Origin of the sequence: Vibrio sp. D3 (assembly GCF_043995865.1) — a bacterium.
Taxonomy (GTDB): Bacteria; Pseudomonadota; Gammaproteobacteria; order Enterobacterales; family Vibrionaceae; genus Vibrio; species Vibrio diabolicus.
The window spans coordinates 1,344,274-1,366,681 of sequence record NZ_CP171886.1 but is presented as its reverse complement, the minus strand read 5'-3'; the positions used below and the strand labels follow the sequence as shown (position 1 = coordinate 1,366,681).

General features: G+C 46.5%; 21 protein-coding genes. 15 read left to right on the top strand and 6 right to left on the bottom strand.

Annotated elements, in window-relative coordinates; translation table 11 throughout:
• Window positions 1-49: 49 nt before the first annotated feature.
• Together ACHFJ9_RS05945 and ACHFJ9_RS05940 are read left to right on the top strand one after the other, a co-directional pair.
• Window positions 50-994, top strand: coding sequence for an SDR family oxidoreductase (locus ACHFJ9_RS05945; RefSeq protein ID WP_395354225.1), 945 nt, complete (start codon window positions 50-52; stop codon window positions 992-994).
• Between the two features lie 24 nt (window positions 995-1,018).
• Window positions 1,019-2,101 carry a trans-acting enoyl reductase family protein gene (locus ACHFJ9_RS05940; protein WP_152813206.1) on the top strand — a complete coding sequence of 361 codons (1,083 nt, stop codon included), beginning with the start codon at window positions 1,019-1,021 and terminating at the stop codon, window positions 2,099-2,101.
• Window positions 2,102-2,150: 49 nt separating this feature from the next.
• Here ACHFJ9_RS05940 and ACHFJ9_RS05935 read toward each other — a convergent pair whose 3' ends face one another.
• Together ACHFJ9_RS05935 and ACHFJ9_RS05930 are read right to left on the bottom strand one after the other, a co-directional pair.
• Entirely contained in the window at window positions 2,151-4,574 is a 2,424-nt protein-coding gene (locus tag ACHFJ9_RS05935; protein WP_395354223.1) for a formate C-acetyltransferase/glycerol dehydratase family glycyl radical enzyme, read from the bottom strand.
• 2 nt (window positions 4,575-4,576) lie between these two features.
• Window positions 4,577-5,506, bottom strand: a complete 930-nt coding sequence (locus ACHFJ9_RS05930) for a glycyl-radical enzyme activating protein (RefSeq protein ID WP_395354221.1) — start codon at window positions 5,504-5,506, stop codon at window positions 4,577-4,579.
• 214 nt (window positions 5,507-5,720) lie between these two features.
• Between ACHFJ9_RS05930 and ACHFJ9_RS05925 the strand changes: the two genes are divergently transcribed.
• Both ACHFJ9_RS05925 and ACHFJ9_RS05920 read left to right on the top strand, forming a co-directional pair.
• On the top strand, window positions 5,721-6,395 hold the full coding sequence (locus ACHFJ9_RS05925; RefSeq protein ID WP_006741998.1) for a fructose-6-phosphate aldolase: 675 nt from the start codon (window positions 5,721-5,723) through the stop codon (window positions 6,393-6,395).
• A gap of 343 nt (window positions 6,396-6,738) precedes the next feature.
• Entirely contained in the window at window positions 6,739-7,251 is a 513-nt protein-coding gene (locus ACHFJ9_RS05920; protein ID WP_053808269.1) for a DUF2799 domain-containing protein, read from the top strand.
• 10 nt (window positions 7,252-7,261) lie between these two features.
• Here ACHFJ9_RS05920 and ACHFJ9_RS05915 read toward each other — a convergent pair whose 3' ends face one another.
• Window positions 7,262-7,717, bottom strand: coding sequence for a GNAT family N-acetyltransferase (locus tag ACHFJ9_RS05915; protein ID WP_395354218.1), 456 nt, complete (start codon window positions 7,715-7,717; stop codon window positions 7,262-7,264).
• 25 nt (window positions 7,718-7,742) lie between these two features.
• Window positions 7,743-8,213 (bottom strand): GNAT family N-acetyltransferase, encoded by a 471-nt coding sequence (locus tag ACHFJ9_RS05910; protein ID WP_395354216.1) that lies wholly within the window; start codon window positions 8,211-8,213, stop codon window positions 7,743-7,745.
• Window positions 8,214-8,345: 132 nt separating this feature from the next.
• Here ACHFJ9_RS05910 and ACHFJ9_RS05905 point away from each other — a divergent pair, with 132 nt between their 5' ends.
• The 10 genes from ACHFJ9_RS05905 to ACHFJ9_RS05860 all read left to right on the top strand — a co-directional run bounded on the left by ACHFJ9_RS05905 (window position 8,346) and on the right by ACHFJ9_RS05860 (window position 19,545).
• Complete coding sequence (locus tag ACHFJ9_RS05905; protein ID WP_395354214.1) at window positions 8,346-9,536, top strand: MFS transporter; 1,191 nt, start codon at window positions 8,346-8,348, stop codon at window positions 9,534-9,536.
• Complete coding sequence (gene yidZ / locus ACHFJ9_RS05900; protein ID WP_005484231.1) at window positions 9,511-10,479, top strand: HTH-type transcriptional regulator YidZ; 969 nt, start codon at window positions 9,511-9,513, stop codon at window positions 10,477-10,479. The genes ACHFJ9_RS05905 and yidZ overlap by 26 nt, the downstream gene beginning before the upstream one ends.
• Window positions 10,480-10,620: 141 nt before the next feature.
• Window positions 10,621-11,490, top strand: coding sequence for a DMT family transporter (locus ACHFJ9_RS05895; RefSeq protein WP_395354212.1), 870 nt, complete (start codon window positions 10,621-10,623; stop codon window positions 11,488-11,490).
• A gap of 388 nt (window positions 11,491-11,878) precedes the next feature.
• On the top strand, window positions 11,879-14,053 hold the full coding sequence (locus ACHFJ9_RS05890) for an FUSC family protein (RefSeq protein ID WP_395354210.1): 2,175 nt from the start codon (window positions 11,879-11,881) through the stop codon (window positions 14,051-14,053).
• 10 nt (window positions 14,054-14,063) lie between these two features.
• Complete coding sequence (locus tag ACHFJ9_RS05885; RefSeq protein WP_301641114.1) at window positions 14,064-15,707, top strand: TolC family protein; 1,644 nt, start codon at window positions 14,064-14,066, stop codon at window positions 15,705-15,707.
• On the top strand, window positions 15,707-15,910 hold the full coding sequence (locus ACHFJ9_RS05880; protein ID WP_005462724.1) for a DUF1656 domain-containing protein: 204 nt from the start codon (window positions 15,707-15,709) through the stop codon (window positions 15,908-15,910). Before ACHFJ9_RS05885 ends, ACHFJ9_RS05880 begins: the two co-directional genes overlap by 1 nt.
• Before the next feature lie 12 nt (window positions 15,911-15,922).
• Window positions 15,923-16,813: an HlyD family secretion protein gene (locus ACHFJ9_RS05875; RefSeq protein ID WP_005499907.1), complete on the top strand. Its 891-nt coding sequence runs from the start codon at window positions 15,923-15,925 to the stop codon at window positions 16,811-16,813.
• Window positions 16,814-16,829: 16 nt separating this feature from the next.
• Window positions 16,830-17,516, top strand: a complete 687-nt coding sequence (locus tag ACHFJ9_RS05870) for a potassium channel family protein (RefSeq protein ID WP_005396612.1) — start codon at window positions 16,830-16,832, stop codon at window positions 17,514-17,516.
• The gene (locus ACHFJ9_RS05865) at window positions 17,509-18,657 is read left to right on the top strand and encodes an AI-2E family transporter (protein WP_005396613.1); all 1,149 of its coding nucleotides are present in this window, start codon (window positions 17,509-17,511) and stop codon (window positions 18,655-18,657) included. The genes ACHFJ9_RS05870 and ACHFJ9_RS05865 overlap by 8 nt, the downstream gene beginning before the upstream one ends.
• 216 nt (window positions 18,658-18,873) lie before the next feature.
• On the top strand, window positions 18,874-19,545 hold the full coding sequence (locus ACHFJ9_RS05860) for a DUF2057 domain-containing protein (protein ID WP_054866817.1): 672 nt from the start codon (window positions 18,874-18,876) through the stop codon (window positions 19,543-19,545).
• Between the two features lie 134 nt (window positions 19,546-19,679).
• Here ACHFJ9_RS05860 and ACHFJ9_RS05855 read toward each other — a convergent pair whose 3' ends face one another.
• Window positions 19,680-20,444 carry a ferredoxin--NADP reductase gene (locus tag ACHFJ9_RS05855; RefSeq protein WP_074190359.1) on the bottom strand — a complete coding sequence of 255 codons (765 nt, stop codon included), beginning with the start codon at window positions 20,442-20,444 and terminating at the stop codon, window positions 19,680-19,682.
• A 210-nt stretch (window positions 20,445-20,654) separates the two neighbouring features.
• On the opposite strand from ACHFJ9_RS05855, the gene ACHFJ9_RS05850 reads away from it, so the two are divergent.
• Window positions 20,655-21,107: an acyl-CoA thioesterase gene (locus ACHFJ9_RS05850; protein WP_005374933.1), complete on the top strand. Its 453-nt coding sequence runs from the start codon at window positions 20,655-20,657 to the stop codon at window positions 21,105-21,107.
• A 958-nt stretch (window positions 21,108-22,065) separates the two neighbouring features.
• Here ACHFJ9_RS05850 and ACHFJ9_RS05845 read toward each other — a convergent pair.
• The gene (locus ACHFJ9_RS05845) at window positions 22,066-22,284 is read right to left on the bottom strand and encodes a VF530 family DNA-binding protein (protein WP_395354204.1); all 219 of its coding nucleotides are present in this window, start codon (window positions 22,282-22,284) and stop codon (window positions 22,066-22,068) included.
• Window positions 22,285-22,408: the final 124 nt, after the last annotated feature.

Here is a 22,408-nt window from a genome sequence, read left to right as displayed (position 1 = left end):
ACTTTAACGTTAGGATGAATATCAAAGTAACACAGCAGGAGATTGGTGAATGCAAACGATATTGGGTGCAAGTGGGCAAATTGGCCGTGAGCTGGCATTAAGCCTAAAACGAAACTTTACGAGCGACATACGTTTGGTGAGCCGCAATCCGCATCGAGTCAACGAGACGGACCAACTGGTAAAAGCGGACTTGCTGGACGCGAAACAAACATCAGATGCCGTAAAAGGTTCTAGTATCGTTTACCTTACTGCAGGGCTACCAATGGATACCCAACTGTGGGTGGAACAGTGGCCAACAATGATGCGTAATGTCATCGCCGCATGTAAAACTCATCAAGCAAAGCTTGTTTACTTTGATAATACCTACATGTACCCGCAAACGGATACGCCTCAACAAGAAGATGCACCATTTCAACCCAATGGAGAAAAAGGTCGAATTCGTGCGGTCATTACTGACATGCTGCTAGAATCGATGAATCAAGGAGAAATCGAAGCCGTTATCTGTCGTGCTCCGGAGTTTTACGGCCCGGGGAAAACGCAAAGCATCACTAATTCCGCCATTATCGATAATCTACTTAACCAAAAGAGCGCAAAAGTGTTTTTACGTGATGACACCAAACGCAGCTTAATTTATACGCCAGACGCAAGCCGAGCGATGGCGCTAATTGGGAATACGCCCGATGCTTACGGACAAACTTGGCATTTACCTTGCGATGATCGTCGACTGACGTATCGGGAGTTTATCGCTGTTGCAGCAAAGGTTTTTAACGTTCAACCGAAATACAAAGTCATCAAGCGCTGGCAATTGTGGCTAGCTGGGCGATTTAATCAAACCATTCGAGATGCAGCCGAGCTTTTGCCTCGCTACGAATCTGACAACCTTTTTGTTTCGGATAAGTTTCAGACTCGTTTTCCAGATTTTCAAATCACCACATTCGAACAAGGCTTGACCACAATTCAACAAGAAAAAGCCAATGACCAGAAACCTCTTTAAGCAGGCATTGATAGGAGCTTTTTGATGAAAGATAACACACCGGCATCATCCCCAGATCGTTGGATCATATACGGAGCCAATGGTTATACAGGCGAGCTGATTGCGAGAGAGGCCGTAAAACGGGGTCACCACCCAATCCTTGCAGGTAGAAGTTTAGAGAAAGTACAAAGCCTAGCGGCTGAACTAGGGCTGCAAAGTCTTGCTTTTTCTCTTGAGGATAAAAGCAGCGCGGTCCAACATATTTCGGGTTCCTCACTGGTATTAAACTGCGCAGGGCCCTTTTCTTCGACGGCAAAACCGATGATGAAAGCGAGCCTAGAAGCTGGCGCACATTATCTCGATATTACAGGTGAGATCTCTGTATTTGAGTTTGCACAAACGCTGCAATCACAAGCAAACGAAGCTGGTGTCGTATTGTGCTCCGGTGTTGGTTTTGATGTTATTCCAACGGATTGTATTGCAGCCACATTGAAAGCTGCGCTACCAGATGCAACACATTTGTCTCTCGGTTTTGACTCTCGCTCTGGTTTTTCTCCGGGCACGGCGAAAACGTCTGTCGAAGGTTTGGCTCAAGGCGGTAAAGTGCGGCTTAACGGAAAAATCACCACCGTTCCGCTAGCGTATAAAGTTCGCAACATTGATTTTGGTGACGGCGAAAAACTTGCGATGACCATTCCGTGGGGCGATGTTTCAACCGCCTATTACACCACGGGGATTGAGAATATTGATGTTTTTATTCCCGGATCGCCGAACATGATAAAAAACGCTAAACGAGCGAATTGGGTTCGCCCCCTTCTCGGCATAACCTGGGTACAAAGTCTCATAAAAAGCCGTATTGAAAGAACCGTAAAAGGACCAAATGAGGAGCAAAGAAACCAATTACCCACATATGTGTGGGGTAAAGCAAGCAACAAACTCGGACAAAGCAAAACAGCACGAGTACAAACGGCCAATGGCTACAGCTTAACCGTAACGGGATCTCTGGCGATTGTAGAACACCTGCTACATACAAAGCCTGAAGCCGGTGTATACACACCCTCTAAGCTCATGGGCTCCAATTTTGTGTCGCAGCTTCCCGGCTCTAGTGGCATAACCATTGAAGAGTAAACCAAAAGGCACCAATCGGTGCCTTATGCATTAACAGGGGTTGAGACCATCACAACTCGTGTTCGGTACGAGCGATGATGTCATCCTGCGCGTCTGGTGACAGCGCGGTAAAGAAGGCTGAATAGCCCGCAACTCGCACGACAAGGTCACGATATTGCTCAGGGTTCTTCTTCGCTGCCAGCAAGGTTTCACGAGAGACGATGTTGTACTGCACGTGCCAACCTTTATGGTGATTAAAGAAGGTACGAATCAGCATCGATAGCTTGAGCTTATCTCCTTCTGAAGCGACAGCCGCTGGGCTTAACTTCTGGTTAAGCAGCACACCACCCAAGATTTTATTAGCTTGAATTTTACCAACTGAGTTATACACCGCAGTTGGTCCCAAACGGTCAGAGCCCGATGCTGGACTTGCGCCTTCCGCCAGTGGCGTTTTCGCTTTTCGACCATCTGGTGTTGCCATCGTGGATGCGCCAAATGGCACGTTGGCAGAGATGCTTGATGTTCCCGCGTAGTAGCCACCACCAATTGGACCGCGCCCATGACGCGTGTTGACAAATTGCGCCAACTCATCGATATAAACTTGGTAAGCATCAGCCAGCAATTGGTCGACATAATCGTCGTCATTGCCGTATTTTGGCGCGAAGTTGATTAAGCGTTGGCGAAGTTGTTCGTTCTCAATACCATCGAAGTCTTCTTCTAATGCTTTTGCCAGTTCCGTTTGGCTGATTTGTGCTTCTTCAAACACCAAATGTTTGATCGCAGCCAAACTGTTACCCAAATTGGCGATACCCACTTGCAGGCCAGATACCCAATCGTATTTCGCTCCGCCTTCTTTTACTGTTTTACCACGCGCCAAACAGTCATCCACCAGCGATGAGCAGAAAATATCTTGCGCTTGCTGCTCAAGCACACTGTCGACTACGGTATCGATCTCTATCGATTTACGTGTGTAGTAGCGAATTTGCTTCGCCCAAGAAGCGGTGACTTGCTCAAAGCTCTCGAAGTTGCCTTTTGCCAACGACTTATCATGCGGCAAGAAGGCTTTGCCCGTCGTTGCATCCACACCTTCGTTAAGCGCAGCCAGTAAAATACGCGCAAAGTTAATGAAGCTCATGCCCGTGCAACGGTAACCCCATTTGCCTGGAACAGCGGTTTCAATACAGCCAATAGACGCATAGTTGTAAGCGTCTTCTTTCTCAACGCCAAGCTTGATGAACTCTGGAATGACGATTTCATCGTTGTTGAATGCAGGCATACCGAATCCGCATTTGATCACTTCAATACAGCCCATCAAGAACTCTTGATTCAGACCTTCATGATAGCGAACACTCAAGTTCGGTTGCGTGGAACGTAGCTGACCACAAGACTCTAAAATCGCCCAAGATAGCGGATTTACGGCGTCTTCAGGTTCTCCATTCTCATTCAGCTTTTGGCCACCGATACAGACATTTTGATACAGAGGAGAACCTGCCGATGCTTTTGAGTGCGCGCCAGAGCGAATCTTGTTTACTTCAAGCAATTTCAACCAACAGCTTTGCAATAACTCAAGGGCGAACGCTTTGTTCATCGCGCCACTTTCAAGATCACGCACGTAGTAGTCGTTTAGGAACTGGTCCATCCGACCGAATGAAACAGAGTGGCCATTCGATTCAATTTGCAACATCAACTGCACAAAATAGCTCAGTTGCAGAGCTTGCCAGAAGTTGGTTGGCGCATAGAAAGCCACATGACGACAGTTTTCTGCGATTGTCTCCAGTTCCGCTTTCCTCTCTGGTCGAGTTTCGTTTTGTGCCATTTCCAGAGCGAGATCGGCGTAACTCACCATGTGCTCCTGAATCGCAAGCAAGACAATTTCGACGGACTTATAAAACTGCTCTTTCTTCAACCCTTCATACGTCGACATTTCGTTATTAGCGCGATGCTGACGAACCTCATCCAGCAGACCGTTCATACCGATCTTCAGGATTTTTTCGTTATCCACCGCAAGGTGCGCGTCGCCCGAAGTCATGTTGCCCTCGGCTTTAATGATGGTGCTGGCTAGGATCTCTTGTTGCTCGTCGGTAAAAAGTCCATAACAGCGATCTTGAACCGTTTTACCGCGCCAGTATGGCGTAATGGCGTGAATGCTTTGTTTGTCTTCTTCACTTACCGCAAAACCAGCCCCAGGTCGGTCGGCCAGTTCGTCGATTTCCGCTTCAATCCAACGCACCGTGTATTCAGGGAAGATCGGGGCAGCGCGTACTTTGCTCGCTTGGTTGCCTACAATCACCTCGTCGTGCTTAATCCAAATGGTGCGAGTGCGTAAGTGCTCTTGTAACGCCAACGCTCGTTGCACAATCACAGGTTTGTCTTCATTTGCCTGATACGCTCGAGTATAAGCCTCTGCGCGCTCAGTACAGATAGGCGGCGTTACGATGTTGACCAGTGCCGATTTGTGGGCTTTGATTCGCTCTGGAAGGGTATGTAGGTCCATGGTTAACCTCTAACAATCACGTTAAGTTGAGTATGTTCGCTTGCGTATTGCATTGCGTTTTCTAGCAGTTCTGGATTATTTAATGGTTTGTCAGAACACTCGTAAGGCATATCGAGCAAACGGTATTTATTGATGCCGAGGGTGTGATACGGCAGCAAGTGAAGTTCTTGACAGCTTTCTAAAGAAGCAGCGAAATCAATGATCGCTTTGAGCTCATCAATGGTGTCATTGAAGCCCGGCACAACCGGCACGCGAATCACAATGCGTTTGGCAATTGGTGCCAATTTTCTAAAATTGTCTTTGATGCGTTTTAACGATCCCTTCGCCCAGCAGAGAAACTTTTCTTCGTCGGTGTGTTTAAGATCTGCTAACCAGCAATCGATATACGGCGCGACTTTTTCTACGTTTTTCCACGGAACATGCATGCACGACTCCACCGCCGTAGACACATGGTTTTGATGCAAACGTTCGGCAAGTTCTGCCACAAGACTTGGCTGCATCAGCGGCTCGCCACCAGAAAACGTCACGCCACCTTGGCTTTGATCGTAGAAAGGCTTGTCTTTCATCAACACTTCAAACAGGTCGTCCGATTTCGCCGCTTCTCCACATATGCTGAGCGCTTGTGTTGGACATACGTTTCGCAGCGCTATGATCTGCGCTTCGCTCATGGCTTTTCGATTGATGATGATTTGATCGTCAATGCGTCGGATACCATCGCTCGCCATGTCGCCGTTTACGGTTTGTTTATAAACCGACACACAAAGCTGGCAGTCAGCCATACAACTGCGCTCATCAAACAGTAGAGAGTGCTTTTCATTGCGGCTTTCTGGGTTTTGGCACCAAGGACAGGACAGACTGCATCCCTTCAGAAACAGAATGGTGCGAATACCATCACCATCGTGGGTCGAGAACCTCTGAATATTGAAATACATTGCTGTCCGCCTCTTGGTTTGCTCTTCTACTTTTCACGCTTTTCTTTTGCTGAAAGCTTCATTTGATAATGAAATATTGCCACTCAACTTTCGTTTTGTGAAATTATTATAATTTCAATTGAAATTTCAATTGATCAAAATCAAGATCTCAGCGGATTGTCAGATCTATAGTGATCCCATCATCAAAACGAAGATTTTGTATAAGGTAGAACCCATGATCGAACTCTATTTAGATACTGCTGACGTGGCAGAAGTAAAACGCTTTAACCAATGCCTACCTCTGAAAGGGGTAACCACAAATCCAAGTATTTTGGCGAAATCAAAACAAGGCTTGAACCAAACCTTAGCTGGCATGCAAGAAGCGTTAGGGGGAACACCCCGTTTCCATGCTCAAGTGGTGAGTACTACTGTAGAAGGCATGGTGGAAGAAGCACGCCAAATCCATGAATTACCCTATGATATGGTCGTCAAAGTGCCAGCAACCGAAACGGGCTTAGCGGCAATTAAGTTAATGAAAAAAGAGGGAATTCAAGTGCTCGCCACTGCTATTTACTCTGCTCAGCAAGGTTTCCTTGCGGCATTGTGCGGCGCTGACTATCTTGCGCCTTATGTGAACCGTATTGATGCGATGAACGGAAACGGTGTAGAAGTGGTCGCAGACCTGCAATTGCTACTGGATCAAAACCAACTGCCTGCAAAAATTTTGGCAGCGAGTTTTAAAAATACCCAACAAGCGATGGAAGTGATGAAGTTGGGCATTGAAGCGATCACCTTGCCTGTCGATGTGGCCGCGCAGATGTTTTCTCATCCAGCAGTTCAGCCGGCTGTCGATCAATTTGATAAAGACTGGAAATCCGCGTTTGGCAACAAACTTTCATTTGAAAGTTAAGCATAAAATTATCGAAAGTCCCGTTCCTCCTCGATCGAGGGGCTTTTGATATGGGAATCTCTGAGAAAAAGTAACATTCGCGCAGGCAACTGTTTGTAGATGCGGCTTACGAAGAGATTCCCAGCCCACTAGTCTCACCTCTCCCTTCACGCAAAGCACTCTATTCGTAACATCACTACTGACGAACAACGCTCGTTCCACAAGCAAAAAATTTTTGCTTCAAGCCGACAAACTCACAAGCGAAACGCATCAATAACTCGGTAATTATTAATTTTATCTATTGGAAATGAACACTGTTCATTTATAATCAGCGAACCTAACGCAGTAACAAGGAATCCACTTCATGAAACGCATTGCGCTTCTCTTTGCCATATTTGCATTACTTTCTGGTTGTAGCAGCATGTCGCCAGAACAATGCCAAACCGCAGACTGGTATCGCGTCGGCTACCAAGATGGCCGATCAGGCAACAACCCAAACATTTTGTACGAATACATTAAAGACTGTCGCGAAGCAGGCGTAACGCCAAATCACGTTGAGTGGCAAGACGGTTTTGATAAAGGCACCATTCTTTACTGTTCGCCAGACAATGGTTACACGGTGGGTGTAGAAGGAAAAACCTACTATGGCGTTTGCTCTAACGATCTTTTCCTTAAAAACTATCAGTTAGGCCATCAAGAATATCAGCGTCAACAACGCATTAACGCGTTAGATGCGGAGATATCACGCCTTGATCATCAATTGGATGCAAACTTAGATAAAGACAACGCGAAGCGTATTAGAGAGAGAAGAAAACAACTGGCGCGTGAGCGTGCATCACTCATCTCGCCAGGAGCTAATTACTACTTTAACTTTTAGTCGCGACGGGCTACAACGCTAGGGTCATAAAGCGGCTGTTTGGATCAGGTTGATAGTCACCAAACAGCTCGCAGTACGCGAAGCCATGTTTTTCATATAGGCGATGCGCGGGTTCAAAAAATGCCATCGACCCAGTTTCCAAACTTAGACGTTGTATCCCCTGATGTTTCGCTTGCTCAATCACGTGATTGAGTAAGCGGGATGCCACGCCCTGTTTTCTCGCCGACGGCGTCGTACGCATCGATTTCAACTCTGCGTGACCATCTTCTAGTTGGCTCATTGCCACACATCCCAATAGCTGCTCACCATCCCACCCCGTCCAAAACGTGATTGAAGGCAGCTTCAACTTGCTTACATCTAACGCATGCACGCTCTCTGGTGGCGATGTAGCGTACATGTCCTGCAAATGCTCTTCCAACAACGCAAGCACCTGCGGCCGTTCTAAATCGTCGATTTCAATTCTCATATATCCATCCTTGGTGTTTTCCTAGTTAAAGCGGCTGTCTCATAATGTGCTGCGGTCCAACGGGGCCGCCGTGGTAAAGCTCATTGGTATCTTCAAACCCTGATTTTAAATAGCACTGATAAGCAGGTATGTTGCGGCAATTCACGGTGAGATAAAGCGCATCAAACTCGGGATAATGGCGTTTGGCGAAATCGGCAAACTGTTGAATGGCTTGCTTGGCGATGCCTTTGCCTTGATGACGGTGATCCACCAGCAAAGCACGTACGCCTAAGCTGTTTTTCGGGCAAAAATCGTATTTCTCGCTGCAAGCAGCATCGAACAGAAAAAAACCAACAACGTCATCGTCTGCCAAAATCAGATGCGGAAGTTCTGTAGGTTTAAGACGTGTCAGCATTTCACCCACATCCGCGACCGTAAACTGCGATTGCTCTTCTAGCACGCTAAGTTCGCAAGTTTGTTCATGTCGCTCAGGCGAATACTTTTCAATGGTAATCATAATCTTCCTTGTTGTTTTTATGCTCAATTCATACAGGGTATGTCGTAAATAGAAATACCTAGTGTCGTATTTCCCACTCGCAGGCAAACGTTTAGCACTCTATTATCCTCGCCATTCGATAGAGAGGTTTCCATGTCCCGTTTTTTACTTTGTAGTTTTGCACTCGTTTTACTCTACCCTACTGCCATTGATTTGTATCTTGTTGGTTTGCCTCAAATTGCGTCAGATCTCAACGCCAGTGAATCTCAGTTGCATATTGCGTTTTCGATCTATTTAGCTGGCATGGCTACCACCATGTTATTCGCGGGGAAAGTTGCAGACTCTGTGGGACGAAAGCCTGTTGCCGTCGTCGGCGCGATGATCTTCGTGCTCGCGTCTTTTCTCGGCGGGATGGCTGAGCAACCAAACACTTTCTTGATTGCTCGCTTTTGCCAAGGCATCGGTGCTGGATCTTGCTATGTCGTCGCGTTCGCGATTTTACGCGACACGTTAGACGATGAACGCCGCGCGAAAGTATTGTCGATGCTCAATGGCATCACCTGTATCATTCCAGTGATCGCCCCCGTGATTGGTCACTTGATTATGCTGAAATTTCCTTGGCCGAGTTTGTTTACCACGATGGCAGGAATGGGCATTCTCGTCAGTGTATTGGCCATTTTTGTTCTCAAGGAATCACTACCCAGCCAACAAGGTGAAGAACAGACAGCGCCAGAGAGCCATCAAGAGACTTTCTTCGAGCGATTTTTTATCAGTAGGCTGATCATTACTGCATTTGGAGTGACCACCATTCTGACCTTTGTTAACGCTTCACCAATTGTCGTGATGAGCATGCTTGGTTTTGATCGCGGTGGCTATTCTTCCATCATGGCTGGGACTGCGACGATCAGTATGTTGATTTCGTTCTCGGCGCCATTGGCATTGGGGATTTTTAAGCAGCGAACCTTAATGATGACCTCTCAAGTATTGCTCGCTTGTGCAGCCATCGTGCTCAGTGCAGCCCATTTCCATGATGGACAATCTCATTACTATGTGTTCGGACTTGGGCTGATTTGCGCTGGCTTCGCTTGTGGCTTTGGCGTGGCCATGAGCCAAGCGCTCAGCCCATTCTCTCAACAAGCTGGCATGGCAAGCTCGTTACTGGGCATTGCTCAAGTTTGTAGTTCAGCGTTCTATATTTGGTTTATGGGTTTCATCGGCGTTAGTGCACTGAATATGTTGGTGTTTATCTTAGTGTTAGGTAGCGTAATCAGCCTTGCTCTAATACTATTGATTCCAAAGCCTGTTCACGATACTCATTATGAAGAAATCCCTAGCGCGACTTGATTTAAACTTACTGTTCACTCTGCAATTATTGTTGCAAGAGCAAAGCGTCTCGAAAGCCTCGAAAAAGCTGAACGTTACGCCCTCTACCGTAAGTAAGTCGCTCAACAAACTTCGTCATTGGTTCGATGATCCTTTGTTTGTCAAAACACCTAAAGGTCTTGCGCCAACGCCTTTGGCGCAAAGCATGGAGCAAGATCTTGCAGAATGGCTGCAAATTGGCAGCCAGATTGCAGAAAAACGCAGCGATATTACGCCTAAAGGAGTGCGTTTTGATATCACGATTGAGTCGCCATTAGTGCTCACGGTGCTGGACAGACTCATCGTCGCTATCCACCAGCGATACCCTGAAGCGAAAGTAAAAACCAGTAACTGGGATTACGATTCACTCGACGCCATCATTCGAGGCGAGGCGGATATCGGTTTTACCGGCCGAGAAAGTCACCCGAGATCGAAAGAGTCGTTGGATCTTCTGCCGTATTTCTTGGATTTTGAGATTCTATTCTATGACCTGCCGATGGTGTATTTGCATAAAGATCATCCGGCATTACAGCAAGAGTGGAATCTCGAGACCTTTCTGAGCTACCAACACATTAATATTGTTTGGGAAAAAAGTGAAACTTGGGCGTTGGATGAAGTGTTAACGGAACTAGGGCTACAGCGCTCTATCGGGCTGACGATGTCCAACTTTGAGCAATCCCTTTTTATGGCAGCGCAGCCGACGCATGGCATGATCACCACCGCGCCGCACTATTGCAAAAGCTACACAGAAAAGCTGCATCTCGATTTGGTGTGCTTGCCAATTCCGTTAGACCAAACTCAACAAGACAAGTTACTGATTCCATTTACCATGATTTGGCATAAACGCAATGCGTACAATCCCAAATTGCTATGGTTGAAAAACACCATCAAGTCATTGTATGAACAACCTTCCCTACCACAGTAACACTTAGGCTAAGATCAGGTTTTCTCTGGTGATTTTTGATGATTTTCTCGCTCTGACAGCTATAACTAATCACTTTATCAACTAATGAAAAAGGTCGTTTGACGCTACACTCAATCCATATTTCTGCGTTAAGGGCCAAGGATGTCGACCTTTTTACTCACTGCTATTACGATGCTGGCGTTCGCCGCCAATTCATTATTGTGCCGACTTGCATTGGCCGAAGGGTTGATTGATGCAGGAAGCTTCACTCTCGTTCGATTGGTATCTGGCGCGATTACCTTAATCGCATTGCTTGTCGTGAGAGGTCAGTGGAAAACCGATCGGCCAACTTCTCGCTTTCGCTTTTTTGCTGGCGTGGCGTTATTTGGTTACGCTGCCCTTTTCTCTTTCGCGTACTTACAACTGGCGACAGGAACCGGAGCTTTGCTTTTGTTTGGTGCCGTGCAACTTACATTACTGGCCATCTATTGGTGGCAAGGTGAGCGCTTTCAGTTTCTCGAAATCATCGGTATCGGCCTTTCGATTGTCGGCTTTGTTTGGTTAATGTTGCCATCTGCCACTCGCCCCGATATCAGTTCTGCATTTCTCATGTTGATTTCTGGCGTTTGTTGGGCTGCGTTTACTGCGCTCGGCAAACAAGCGCCTTCTCCAAGTAGTGGCATCACATGGGGGTTTATCGCTGCATCTATCATTGGCATACTCCTATCACCATTGATGCTGTCCTCAATCCATCTCTCTCTGAGTGGAATCTTGCTCGCTATCACGTCTGGCGCCATTGCATCTGGCCTTGGTTATACGCTTTGGTATCAAGTCATGCGTAAGCTCTCTTTACTTCAAGCCGCAGTCAGTCAACTTTCCGTGCCAGCCATTGCTTTGCTGCTAGGTACCGTCGTACTCCACGAGCCTCTTTCACTACACACACTTTTAACCAGTGGCATCATTCTTGGTGGCATCGCTTTGGTTTTTTTATCTCGATCCAAAAAAGCAAGCGAACAATCGGCAAGCCGATAAAAAATAATAACTTTCCCTCTCAAATACCCATTCATCATCTATGCTTTTTAAAGCAGCAAAGCTCATTGCAGATGGTACGAGTGGCCTGCTTTAGTATCAGGCGAAGGATATAAGGTGAGAATTGGCTCACACAACACAACGATTTTGTTTCAAAAGTGAGAATCGTCACAGATCGAGATTTTGCTCGTTTTAGCCGTTTCGTCAATAACGCCAAGGGCTAGCGCGAGATCGAGCCAAATACGCACTTTGTGTTTTGACAAAGGGTTTACAAAGCACACTTTTTCACCCGCTATATTCCGCCCCCCGAATTTATTCAGAACAAGATTCTGATTATTCATATAAGAAATTCATCAACTTATAACGATAAGCCTGAGCAAACTTTGACACTATGAACGACAAAATAAAATTCGCTATTAAAGTATCGCTTAGCCTGACTCTGGCTTATCTAATCCCGTTTGCCATGGGTTGGCCGCAAGCATCGACGGCCGCAACCACAGTGATGCTGATTGCATCCACAGGCAGTCGTCGTGAATCACTCGCCAAAGGTACCTTACGCGTGTTCGGTACGTTGGTTGGCGCCGTCGTTGGCTTGTTACTGGTGGGATTGTTTGCTCAAGACCGCTTGCTGTACATGCTGAGCGTGTCGGTTGTGGTCTCTTTCATTTTTTACTTCCGTAATGCCTATCAAAAAGATCCAACGTTACTCATGCTGACCGGTGTGATGACGCTGATGATGTCCAATGGCGGTGACGCAGAAGGCGCGTTTCTTTATGGCGTTGACCGCGCTTATATGACGGTGTTTGGGGTGGTGGTTTACACACTCGTGGGAACTTTCTTATTCCCGACCAAAACAGAACAAAACCTAAGACAACTCATCGAACAACTCAACCAAGCACAACGCGCGTTGTTCACCGCTATCTTGCAAAATTTCGAGCAAAAATCGGCAGGGCAAGTCTCTCCTCAAGAAAAAAGAGAAGAAAATCCAGAAGCAGGAGAGCCACAACCTAGCGTAGATTCTCTTATCGAGCAGATGTTTGCCGCCCAAAATGCGCTCGAACAGCGTTTTGCCACAGTCAGTGTGGAATGCAGCGACGTGTCGGCCTACATGAAAGAGTGGCGCTTGGCGGTTCATTTGAACAAGCAGGTAACGCAACAATTGACCGTCGCGGCGCACAGCCACTTTAGCCACCAGCAAGACCGTGAAAGCATCAGCAACTTTGATCAAGCCGTTGCGGAAATTGACGCGCTATTTGATACCTGCCAACAAGTCTGGGACGAAAAAGAGCCCGCTTTTCGTGCTCAAGAGTTCAAAGTCGAATACAACCAGGCGTTGCTTGAAGACGCGGCGCACCTAGAGAAAGGCTCTGCGCTTATGCTGGGGCACCTCTTGGGGCTCATGCATCAAAACTTGTCGCGTTTAGCGGAGAGCATTAGCTGCATTGACTCTGTGACGAACAATGTCTCCTTTGACGTGCCGCTGCCGAAACCGAAAGGCAAGTTTCTATGGTGGGACGCAGAAAACTTTAAAACCGCGGTCAAAACCTTTGTCACTTATTGGGTTGCAGGACTGATTTGGATTTATTTCAATCCACCAGGCGGCTACTCGTTCGTGGTCTTCTCGACCATGTTTATGTCTTTGCTGTCGTTCGTGCCTGTGCACCCGATTTTGTTGCTTGTGCTGTTCACTTTCGGCTTTTTGTTCGCGGTGCCTTCTTACGTCTTCATTCTTCCCCAATTGGATCTCGGGTTAGAGCTTGGCCTATTCATCTTTATCTACACTTTTATCGGCTTTTATCTGTTCAACGGGCCAGTGACGATTTTCTACATGGTGGGCTTGTTTGTTCTCGGTTTAGACAACAACATGTTCTATCACTTCGGGATCCTCATGACGATCATGCTGCTGTTCTACATGGTGGTGTTCATGATCATTTTCGCGCACTACTTCCCGTTTAGCTCACGACCAGAACACCTCTTTTTGACCATAAAAGAGCGCTATTTTAGGCACACTCGGGATCTGTTTGACTCCTATCAGAAGCAGTCCAGCTCGATTATCACGCCGCTCAAACGGGCCTTGCACTTGGTGACGCTCAACGTTTCATCGAAAAAGCTCAAGGTGTGGGGTTCGAAAATCAACCACAAACACTTTGACAAAACCACGCCAGAAGCGATTGGCGCGTTTAGCAAAGCGTGTGATGTACTCAGTAATCACATCAACATCTTAATGGCCGCCGAGAAAAAGTTGCTGACCAATCCGCTGATTACTCAACTTCGCCAACAACACCGCGATTCCATCATTCCTTTGATGGCGGGCGCTTTAGCCAGCCATCAAGCAACACAAGAACTCGATTCCGTATTCGACCAATACAGTCAGGATTACCAAACATTCGAAGATAAACTGGAAGATTTTTTTAGTGAGTTAGATTTATCTGACTACGCTTATTCAGAGATAGCCGGTTTTTATATCTTGCTGAATTTAAAACGGAACGTGTTCGAAGCAATCAAGCATTGCAAGCAAACCTACGAGGATATCGATTGGGTGAACTTACAACAGAAGCGTTTTTAAAGGTGGGGATATGATGCTTCCAAAACTAACTAAACCAAGCCTCGCCATACTTTCTCTGCTCGGGCTCAGTGCGTGTACCACTGTCGGACCAGATTATGTTCATCCAAAGCAGGCGCCAATGCCAAGTGACTGGTCGGTGCAAAAAGCAGCCAAAGATACGCAGCAATCAGAGCAACAGCTACAACAATGGTGGCAGCAATTTAATGACTCAACTCTCAATCAACTGGTTGAGTTGGCGAGCAAACAAAACCTCGATTTAGAAGCCGCGGGACTGCGCATTGTCCAAGCTCGTTCATTGCTTGGCATTTCGACTGGCTTGCAATACCCGCAAGTTCAAACCGTGTCAGGAAATCTAGCACGTGCCTACGTGAATGATCAGGGTGTAAACAACGCCGCTCTGTCGTTTGATGCTGCGTGGGAAATGGATATTTGGGGCAAATACGCTCGTGGCATCGAATCAGCAGAAGCCGGTTATTACGCATCCATCGCGTCGTATCACGACATCATGGTCACCATCACCGCAGAAGTGGCGCGTAACTACATTAACTATCGCACGTTCCAAGAGCGCATTTTGCTGTCTCGCCGCAACATCGAAATTCAAGAGCGTGTCGTCCGCATTACACAGGTGCAGTTCGACTCTGGCAACGTTACAGAGCTAGACGTACAGCAAGCGAAAAACCAGCTTTACACCACAAAAGCCGCGCAACCAAGCCTCGAAGTGGCGATGAAGCAGTCGCGCACGGCACTTGCTTTGTTACTGGGCGTATTGCCTGAAGAAGTAGAGAAATTGCTGCAATCGGACGGTTTGACACAGCAAATTGCTGACTACGAAAAACAGTTCAAATCGACAGGCAGAAAATCGGCGTTATCGGGCACCGACGAGCGCTCCATTGTGCCGCGCCCACCGCTGTTGGATACCCAAGTGGACGCAAACTTAGTGATGCGCCGCCCGGATTTACAAGTCTCTGAGATGCAAGCTCGCGCGCAGAGTGCGCAAATTGGCGTGGCGGAAACCGCTCTTTACCCAAGCTTTTCACTGTTCGGTTCCATCGGTATCGACAGTACGGTTCCCGATGGCAGCAGTTTCAGTTTTAGCGATTCGCTCACCATGGTGGTTGGCCCAACGTTCAGTTGGAATATTTTCCAATACGGACGCGTGAAAAATAACATTCGTTTCGAAGATGCTCGCTTCCAAGAAACGCTGACCAACTACAACAAAAAAGTGCTGCAAGCCGTGAACGAAGTGACCAATGCAATCGAAGCGTATGACCTGTATTTGCAACAAAAAGATTTACGCTTGCAATCGGTCAACTCTTCCATTCGTGCATTCAACATCTCCATGACGCAGTACGAAAACGGCCAAATCTCTTTTGAACGTCTGCTCAACTCGGTAGAGAAAATGACCCGTGCGGAAGACAGCTACGCAACGATCAAAGGGAACGTCGCGAACCAAGTTGTAGCGCTCTACAAAGCCCTAGGTGGAGGCTGGCAAACCCAAACAGGAAAACCCTTCCTCAGTGAATCTATTGCCAAGCAAATGACAGAACGAACTGACTGGGATGGTTATTTAAATGAAGAAAACCGCGTATTGCCGCCTTTGCGCCTCGAAACTCCGGATGAGACCAGAGATGAGAACAAAACGGAGGATCTCTAATGCCTCATGAACTCTCTTGGGGAGACATTTACTTTTCTCCCACGTTACTGGTGCTCTTTCTCGCCGTCACGGCAACGTGGATAACGGTGATGATATTGAACAAGACACGTCTGTCTCGCTTCATTGCTTTTCCGTCTCTGACGTTTATTGCCATCATGGTCGGTTATGTGGTGGCCATCGACAGCTTTTATATTCAATTTTAGGTGCCAAACAAGATGAAAAAACTATTCGTAATCGCACTCAATCTTGTCATTCTTGGTGGCGCAGCTTGGCTCGGCTATCAAAAATTTGAAGAGTATTTTAATAATCCATGGACACGCGATGGCCAAGTACGCGCGAACGTCATCAAGGTCGCACCGCGAGTGTCTGGCCCAATTGTGAATGTTTCGGTGCAAGACAACCAAGAAGTGAAAACGGGCGATTTACTGTTTGAAATCGACCCAACCACTTACGAAGTCGCACTATCTCAAGCCGAAGTGGCGTTGGAAAAATCCATCGTGAGCTCTCGCGGTAAAAAAATCGAATACGATCGCCTTAAAGACATTCGCGCGAAAGACCGCGGCGCTGTTTCTCACAAGGATCTGATTCGTCGTGAAATCGCTTACGAGGAATCGCTACTGCAAATCAAATCTGCAGAAGAGCAATTAAAGTCAGCGCGCCTTAACCTCAGTTTCACCAAAGTTTATGCGACCGTCGATGGTTTTGTGTCTAACCTCGATATTCGAAACGGTACACAAGCGGTCGCAAACCAACCGCTGCTCGCACTGATCGACAAAAACAGTTTCTGGGTATTTGGCTTCTTCCGCGAAAACCAACTCGCGCAAATCGAACCGGGTAGCCAAGCACGTGTCACCTTGATGTCTCACCCAGACACGCCTATCGACGCAACCGTTGACTCTATCGGTTGGGGTATTGCGCCAAAAGACGGCACGGTCGGTTACAACCTTCTTCCAAACGTGAACCCTGTTTTTCAGTGGATTCGCTTAGCACAACGTATTCCGGTACGAATCTCCATCCAAGAGCTTCCTGAAGATGTTGATCTTCGATTCGGGCTTTCTGCGTCCATTATGGTGATGAAAGATTCATCGGCAGAAAATGAACAGTAACTAAGTGAGAAGAACCATGGTCATTGGTAAAAAACTCAAAAACATTAATGAAGAAAACAACTTCTTCTATCTAACCTTAGCGCTGGTGATTTTGTTGCTAGGGAGTGCGATGGCACAAGTGGTGGGTGAAGGGACGATTGAACACATACTGCAGGCGTTCACGGTTCTCACGTTCATTGTCTGTTTTGCCAGCCTTCGCTTCGACAAAATGTGGTCTCGTTTCCTCTATACCCTGTTTGGCGTTTGGGTTCTTGTGATTGTTATCAAGACCGTTTTCAACATCCGAGAGATGAATGTAGTGATGCTTGCCCTCACCTTCGCGTTCTTTTTCGGCACTTTTAAATCCATCGCAAGGCAGATTCTTTTCACTGGTCACGTCAATAGCAACAAAGTCATTGGCTCAGTCGCGCTTTTCTTGCTGCTTGGTCTGATGTGGGCAATTGCCTATCTCATTCTTCTAGAGTTCTCGCCAACCTCATTCACTGGGATGGAAGCCATTTCTTGGGGGCAGAATTTCTCTAATGCGGCGTATTTCAGTTTCGTCACCTTAACCACGCTTGGTTATGGCGATATCAGCCCTCTAACGCCATTGGCTCAAGTCGTGGTGTATTTAGAGGCCATTACAGGTGTGTTCTATATGGCGATTGTTGTTTCAAGTCTCGTCAGTTCTAACATTGATCATCAGGTAAACAAAAATGGATAAACAATCGGTAAAAATCGACAGTAAGCTTTTCATCAGTAATATGGTGGAATCAGCAATACGCATTGGCTTGATCTTCGTCTTGCTGATGTTTACGTACGACATCATCAAACCCTTCATTCTTCCCGTTATTTGGGGTGCAATTATAGCCGTCGCTTTAATGCCACTTACAAAAAAGCTGGAGCGTGCATATGGCGGTCGCAGAGGGCTGGCAGCCACGACGATTGCTTTACTTGGTATTGCACTCTTAGTCACACCACTTGTTATGGTGTCAGGCTCCATTGTAGATGGTGCAACGCATGCGCTTGAAGTATTGCAAAACGGACAAGTGAAGATCCCAGGTCCAAAACCTTCCGTTGCGGATTGGCCTGTCGTAGGTGATAAGCTCTATGAGGTGTGGACCCTATTCGCGACTAACCTTGAACAAGCGATTCAAACCTTTATGCCGCAGATAAAGTCCGCGCTCACTTCTTTGCTAGGCACACTTGGCGGTGTATTGGGCAGTTTACTGCTTTCAATCTTGTCACTTGCGATTGCAGCAGGTTTTATGACGTACTCTGAATCTGCAGCATCAGGGCTAAGAACCATCGCTATTCGTACCGCTGGTGAAAACGCTAAAAGCTGGACCACGCTTATCGCAGCAACCATTAAAAGCGTACTGCTTGGCGTAGTCGGTGTGGCGGCGATTCAAGCCCTATTGATCGGTGCTGGTTTCTTTGTATTTGGCGTTCCGGCAGCTGGTTTGCTCACTCTGATTCTGATGATCTTGTGTATCGCTCAGCTACCAGCGCTGCTTGCCGTACTACCAGTGATCGGCTTTATGTACATGACTCAAGATACAACGACAGCAACCATGTTTACTGTCTGGGTAGTAGTTGCAGCACTTTCTGAAAACCTGTTTAAACCAATGTTAATGGGACGTGGTGTCGACGTACCAATGCCTGTGATTCTGCTCGGTGCCATCGGTGGTATGCTTTTCTACGGCATCGTTGGTCTGTTCTTAGGTGCTGTTATCCTGGCGATTTGGTATGAGTTATTTGTTTGGTGGTTGAGCATTGAGAAAGCACAACAGCAAGAAGAAATGGCAGAACAACAAGACGCTTCTGATGACCAATCAGAGCCTGGACACGGTGCTGGCATATAATAAATCAATAAGTTAGAAAGAAATTTAATCTATAACTTATGATATCAAACCGCTCTATTGCAGCGGTTTGATTCTATTTGGATCACAGTTTCCCCGTAATAAATGCGATAAAAATGACGTTCTTGTTAAATTTTCATACTTCTTACACTTGGGAGTTGCAATCGGGCAATGAACGATGCACTCTCGATGACCACTAATTTGCTTAGGATAAAAACAATGAAATTGATCAAGCCTTTAACTTGTGCGCTTGCTCTCGCAATGAGTGGCATGGCATTCGCAGATGTAACCGTGAGTGTTCCTGACAACGTTTCAGTATTAGCGGCTAACGGTGAAAAAGCAGACCTTTCGGGTGGTTTTTTCGCCTCGGAAAGAACACTAACGTTACCTGATGGCGTTAACCAAGTCGTATTTCGCTTCGCCCCTTACTTTAACCAAGGTAATGACCGTTTAAGTGTTGAAAGCGATGTTATCGTTACACGATTTGACGCTGCCAATGCCGAGCTGACGCTACAAATGCCAGAATACCGCAACCTTCGCGATGCGGAAGAAAAGATCAAGGACTTAGATTGGAAACTGGTTGATGATTCAGGCAACACCGTCGCCGTTGAGCAAGACAAATTGATCAAACCGGGTATGCAAATCGGTCGTGATTACGTGCGTGAAGTGGAAAGCTACAACAAAACAGGCGGCGTTGCTGCTATCGCTGTTGCTGGTGCAGCCGTTGCTCAACCAGTCACACTGCCAGCAAAGATTCCTGAAGATATGAAACAAGCGAGAGCGACTGCGGTTAAATCAGATTCGACAGCAGAAGAGATGCTGCACTTCTGGTACCAAAAAGCAGACGCAGAAACCAAAGCTCGCTTTAAAGCGTACGTTAATCAACAATAAGTCTGATTAACTCTATCGATATTAAAAAAGCCACTTCATGTGGCTTTTTTGATCGAACAAGCTAGGACGTTTGAACGACTTTGGTATTGGTGATCATCATGTCTTCAATATGGTTATATCAATTTAACCAAACGCTACCAGTAACGCTCATAGATGATATTGCCTCCTGTTTTAGGACGATACTTTTCCAACCCAAGCCCTTGTAAGACTGGCAAGGTATCTTTGATCATCTGCGGGTTCCCACACATCATGACAAAACTACTTTGAGCAGAGAATGGCACATCAGCAGCGTTGGACAGTCTACCCGATTCAATGAGTTCGGGAACTCGACCTTGTAACTGGCCATCCACCACTTCCCTACTGACTATCGGGATGTACTTTAATCTGCCTTCATATCGTTGCTGTAGTTGCTCAATCAGATATTTGTAGACCAGATCTTTTTCGTAGCGAACCGCATGAACAAGCACAATTCGCTCATTATGGGGTGGTAAGTTTATATCATCCAGTAGCGATAAAAACGGTCCAATACCTGTACCTGTAGATAGCAGCCACAGATCATGAGCCTGTTTAGGAATAGAGTCGTGGATTAAGTCACCATGTGCGGTCTCACCAACATAAATACTATCACCAGATTTAAGCTTTTGGAGCCTTGGGGAAAGTTGTCCTTGAGGGTCCGCTACTATTAGGAACTCCAACCAATCGAACTGTTCGCTTGGTGCATTAACCACAGAGTAAGCACGGCTGATCGGCTTGCCCTCATCATCTAGCAAAGCAAGCTTGGTGAACTGGCCGGCTTTAAAGGTAAGAGGCGCGCCTGAGACCCTTAAACTGAACAGCTCGCCAGTCCAGTCAATGCGTTTTTCCACCTTGGCTAGATTGAAACCTTTCAGCTCAGTCATGAGACACCTCCTATTTGGTTACTCTTAGTTAAACTTACGCCTTCAACTCGATTATGTAAAGTTTCTAGTTTACATAATAAGATTGCTATTTCATTTCACATTTTAAAAACAATTTTATTACATATTAAATGATTACATCTAGAATAAATGCTCAAAGTGATAAGTCGCGTCGCAATTTGTGGCAAAGCAGATGAAAAAGGAGCACTAAAAATGGACACACTGTTAAAGGACTTTCCCGTTATCACAGAGATCAAAGTCGCATGGGGTGAAATGGATGCTCTGCAACACGTCAATAACGTTGTCTATTTTCGCTACTTCGAGACGGCGCGTTTAGATTACTTCAACAAAATTAATCTGCTAGTCGACCTGCAAACCTCGCAAATTGGGCCAGTACTCAGCGAGACGCAATGCCGCTACAAGCTTCCTGTCACTTACCCAGACACGTTATTAGTCGGCTCGCGCGTAATCGACATGCAAGAAGATCGCATCACGATGGAATACCAAGTGCTGAGTAAGAAGTGGGGTAAGATTGCGACCATCGCGACCGCTACTGGTGTGATGTTTGATTTTAAGAACAACGTAAAAGCTGCGATTCCAGACCACGTTCGCCAGTCGATTTTAGACTTGGAAGGAACTGTGGGTAGCACGCATCATTTAGAGTAGCAAGAAACGAGAGATTAAAGGCGAGGTTCTCGACAGCGATTCTTCCTCGCTGTTCAGAATGACGGTTCGAGTTTAGCTCTGACCTCTATAAAACCATCTAAAAAGCTATTCCAGACAAGCCTAAGTGACCATCCGGAATCTCGCCTTAAATGTAACAGCATAGCGACTCTTCCAGCCTACGCGATAAGAAAAACTTCGTCATTCTAGCAAGCCAAAGCGCGACGAAGAATCTACTTGCCGCTTGCTGCAGACCATAAAGCCATGAATAAACTCAATACAATCTGAGAGTAGATTCTGAATCACGCTCGTTCCTCTCGGTTCAGAATAACAGTTCGAGTTTGGCTCTGACCTCTACAAAACCATCTAAAAAAGCGATTCCAGACAAGCCTAAGTGACCATCCGGAATCTCTCCTTAAATGTAACAGCAGAGCTACTCTTCCAGCCTACGCGATAAGAAAAGCTGCGTCATTCTAGCAAGCCAAAACGCGACGAAGAATCTACATACCGCTTGCCGCAGACCATAAAGCCATGAATAAACTCAATACAATCTGAGAGTAGATTCTGAATCACGCTCGTTCCTCTCGGTTCAGAATAACAGTTCGAGTTTGGCTCTGACCTCTACAAAACCATCTAAAAAAGCGATTCCAGACAAGCCTAAGTGACCATCCGGAATCTCGCTTTAGACGTATCAGTAGAGCGACTCTTCCAGCCTACGCGATAAGAAAAGCACGTCATTCTAGCGAGCCAAAGTGAGACTAAGAATCTACCTACCGCTTGCTGCGAGCCCATAGAGCTATAAATAGACTCAATACAATCCTGAGGGTAGATTCTGAATCACGCTTTAAACGTAACAACAGAGCGACTCTTCTAACCTACGCGATAAGAAAAACTGCGTCATTCTAGCGAGCCATAGCGAGACTAAGAATCTACTTACGGCTAGCTGCAGGCCATAGAGCGATTAGCAAAACGTCTCGATATACAGCGCTTCGACTTTGTCTCTTGCCCATTGCGTTTTACGCAAAAACTTCAGAGAAGATTTGATCGACGGATCTTTCTTAAAACAGTTCACTCGAACGCGCTCATACAGGCTATTCCAACCAAAGTGTTCAACAAGTCGGGTGACGATTTTTTCTAAACTCAACCCATGCAGAGGGTTATTCGGCTGTTCGTTGCTCATGTTGTTGATCCAGTAACGATGTAAGTGGCGGGCTAATCTAACTCAAAGTGACCACTTAACCTAATGTTTTCACCTTCAAAGGCGTTTAGCTTGAATTACTCTGCTCATCTCCCCTATAGTAGCT

Excerpts from the sequence above, each read along its gene's own strand:
- ACHFJ9_RS05945 (WP_395354225.1), top strand. The coding sequence starts at position 50 with ATGCAAACGATATTGGGTGCAAGTGGGCAAATTGGCCGTGAGCTGGCA.
- ACHFJ9_RS05940 (WP_152813206.1), top strand. The coding sequence starts at position 1,019 with ATGAAAGATAACACACCGGCATCATCCCCAGATCGTTGGATCATATAC.
- ACHFJ9_RS05935 (WP_395354223.1), bottom strand. The coding sequence starts at position 4,574 with ATGGACCTACATACCCTTCCAGAGCGAATCAAAGCCCACAAATCGGCA.
- ACHFJ9_RS05930 (WP_395354221.1), bottom strand. The coding sequence starts at position 5,506 with ATGTATTTCAATATTCAGAGGTTCTCGACCCACGATGGTGATGGTATT.
- ACHFJ9_RS05925 (WP_006741998.1), top strand. The coding sequence starts at position 5,721 with ATGATCGAACTCTATTTAGATACTGCTGACGTGGCAGAAGTAAAACGC.
- ACHFJ9_RS05920 (WP_053808269.1), top strand. The coding sequence starts at position 6,739 with ATGAAACGCATTGCGCTTCTCTTTGCCATATTTGCATTACTTTCTGGT.
- ACHFJ9_RS05915 (WP_395354218.1), bottom strand. The coding sequence starts at position 7,717 with ATGAGAATTGAAATCGACGATTTAGAACGGCCGCAGGTGCTTGCGTTG.
- ACHFJ9_RS05910 (WP_395354216.1), bottom strand. The coding sequence starts at position 8,213 with ATGATTACCATTGAAAAGTATTCGCCTGAGCGACATGAACAAACTTGC.
- ACHFJ9_RS05905 (WP_395354214.1), top strand. The coding sequence starts at position 8,346 with ATGTCCCGTTTTTTACTTTGTAGTTTTGCACTCGTTTTACTCTACCCT.
- yidZ (WP_005484231.1), top strand. The coding sequence starts at position 9,511 with ATGAAGAAATCCCTAGCGCGACTTGATTTAAACTTACTGTTCACTCTG.
- ACHFJ9_RS05895 (WP_395354212.1), top strand. The coding sequence starts at position 10,621 with ATGTCGACCTTTTTACTCACTGCTATTACGATGCTGGCGTTCGCCGCC.
- ACHFJ9_RS05890 (WP_395354210.1), top strand. The coding sequence starts at position 11,879 with ATGAACGACAAAATAAAATTCGCTATTAAAGTATCGCTTAGCCTGACT.
- ACHFJ9_RS05885 (WP_301641114.1), top strand. The coding sequence starts at position 14,064 with ATGATGCTTCCAAAACTAACTAAACCAAGCCTCGCCATACTTTCTCTG.
- ACHFJ9_RS05880 (WP_005462724.1), top strand. The coding sequence starts at position 15,707 with ATGCCTCATGAACTCTCTTGGGGAGACATTTACTTTTCTCCCACGTTA.
- ACHFJ9_RS05875 (WP_005499907.1), top strand. The coding sequence starts at position 15,923 with ATGAAAAAACTATTCGTAATCGCACTCAATCTTGTCATTCTTGGTGGC.
- ACHFJ9_RS05870 (WP_005396612.1), top strand. The coding sequence starts at position 16,830 with ATGGTCATTGGTAAAAAACTCAAAAACATTAATGAAGAAAACAACTTC.
- ACHFJ9_RS05865 (WP_005396613.1), top strand. The coding sequence starts at position 17,509 with ATGGATAAACAATCGGTAAAAATCGACAGTAAGCTTTTCATCAGTAAT.
- ACHFJ9_RS05860 (WP_054866817.1), top strand. The coding sequence starts at position 18,874 with ATGAAATTGATCAAGCCTTTAACTTGTGCGCTTGCTCTCGCAATGAGT.
- ACHFJ9_RS05855 (WP_074190359.1), bottom strand. The coding sequence starts at position 20,444 with ATGACTGAGCTGAAAGGTTTCAATCTAGCCAAGGTGGAAAAACGCATT.
- ACHFJ9_RS05850 (WP_005374933.1), top strand. The coding sequence starts at position 20,655 with ATGGACACACTGTTAAAGGACTTTCCCGTTATCACAGAGATCAAAGTC.
- ACHFJ9_RS05845 (WP_395354204.1), bottom strand. The coding sequence starts at position 22,284 with ATGAGCAACGAACAGCCGAATAACCCTCTGCATGGGTTGAGTTTAGAA.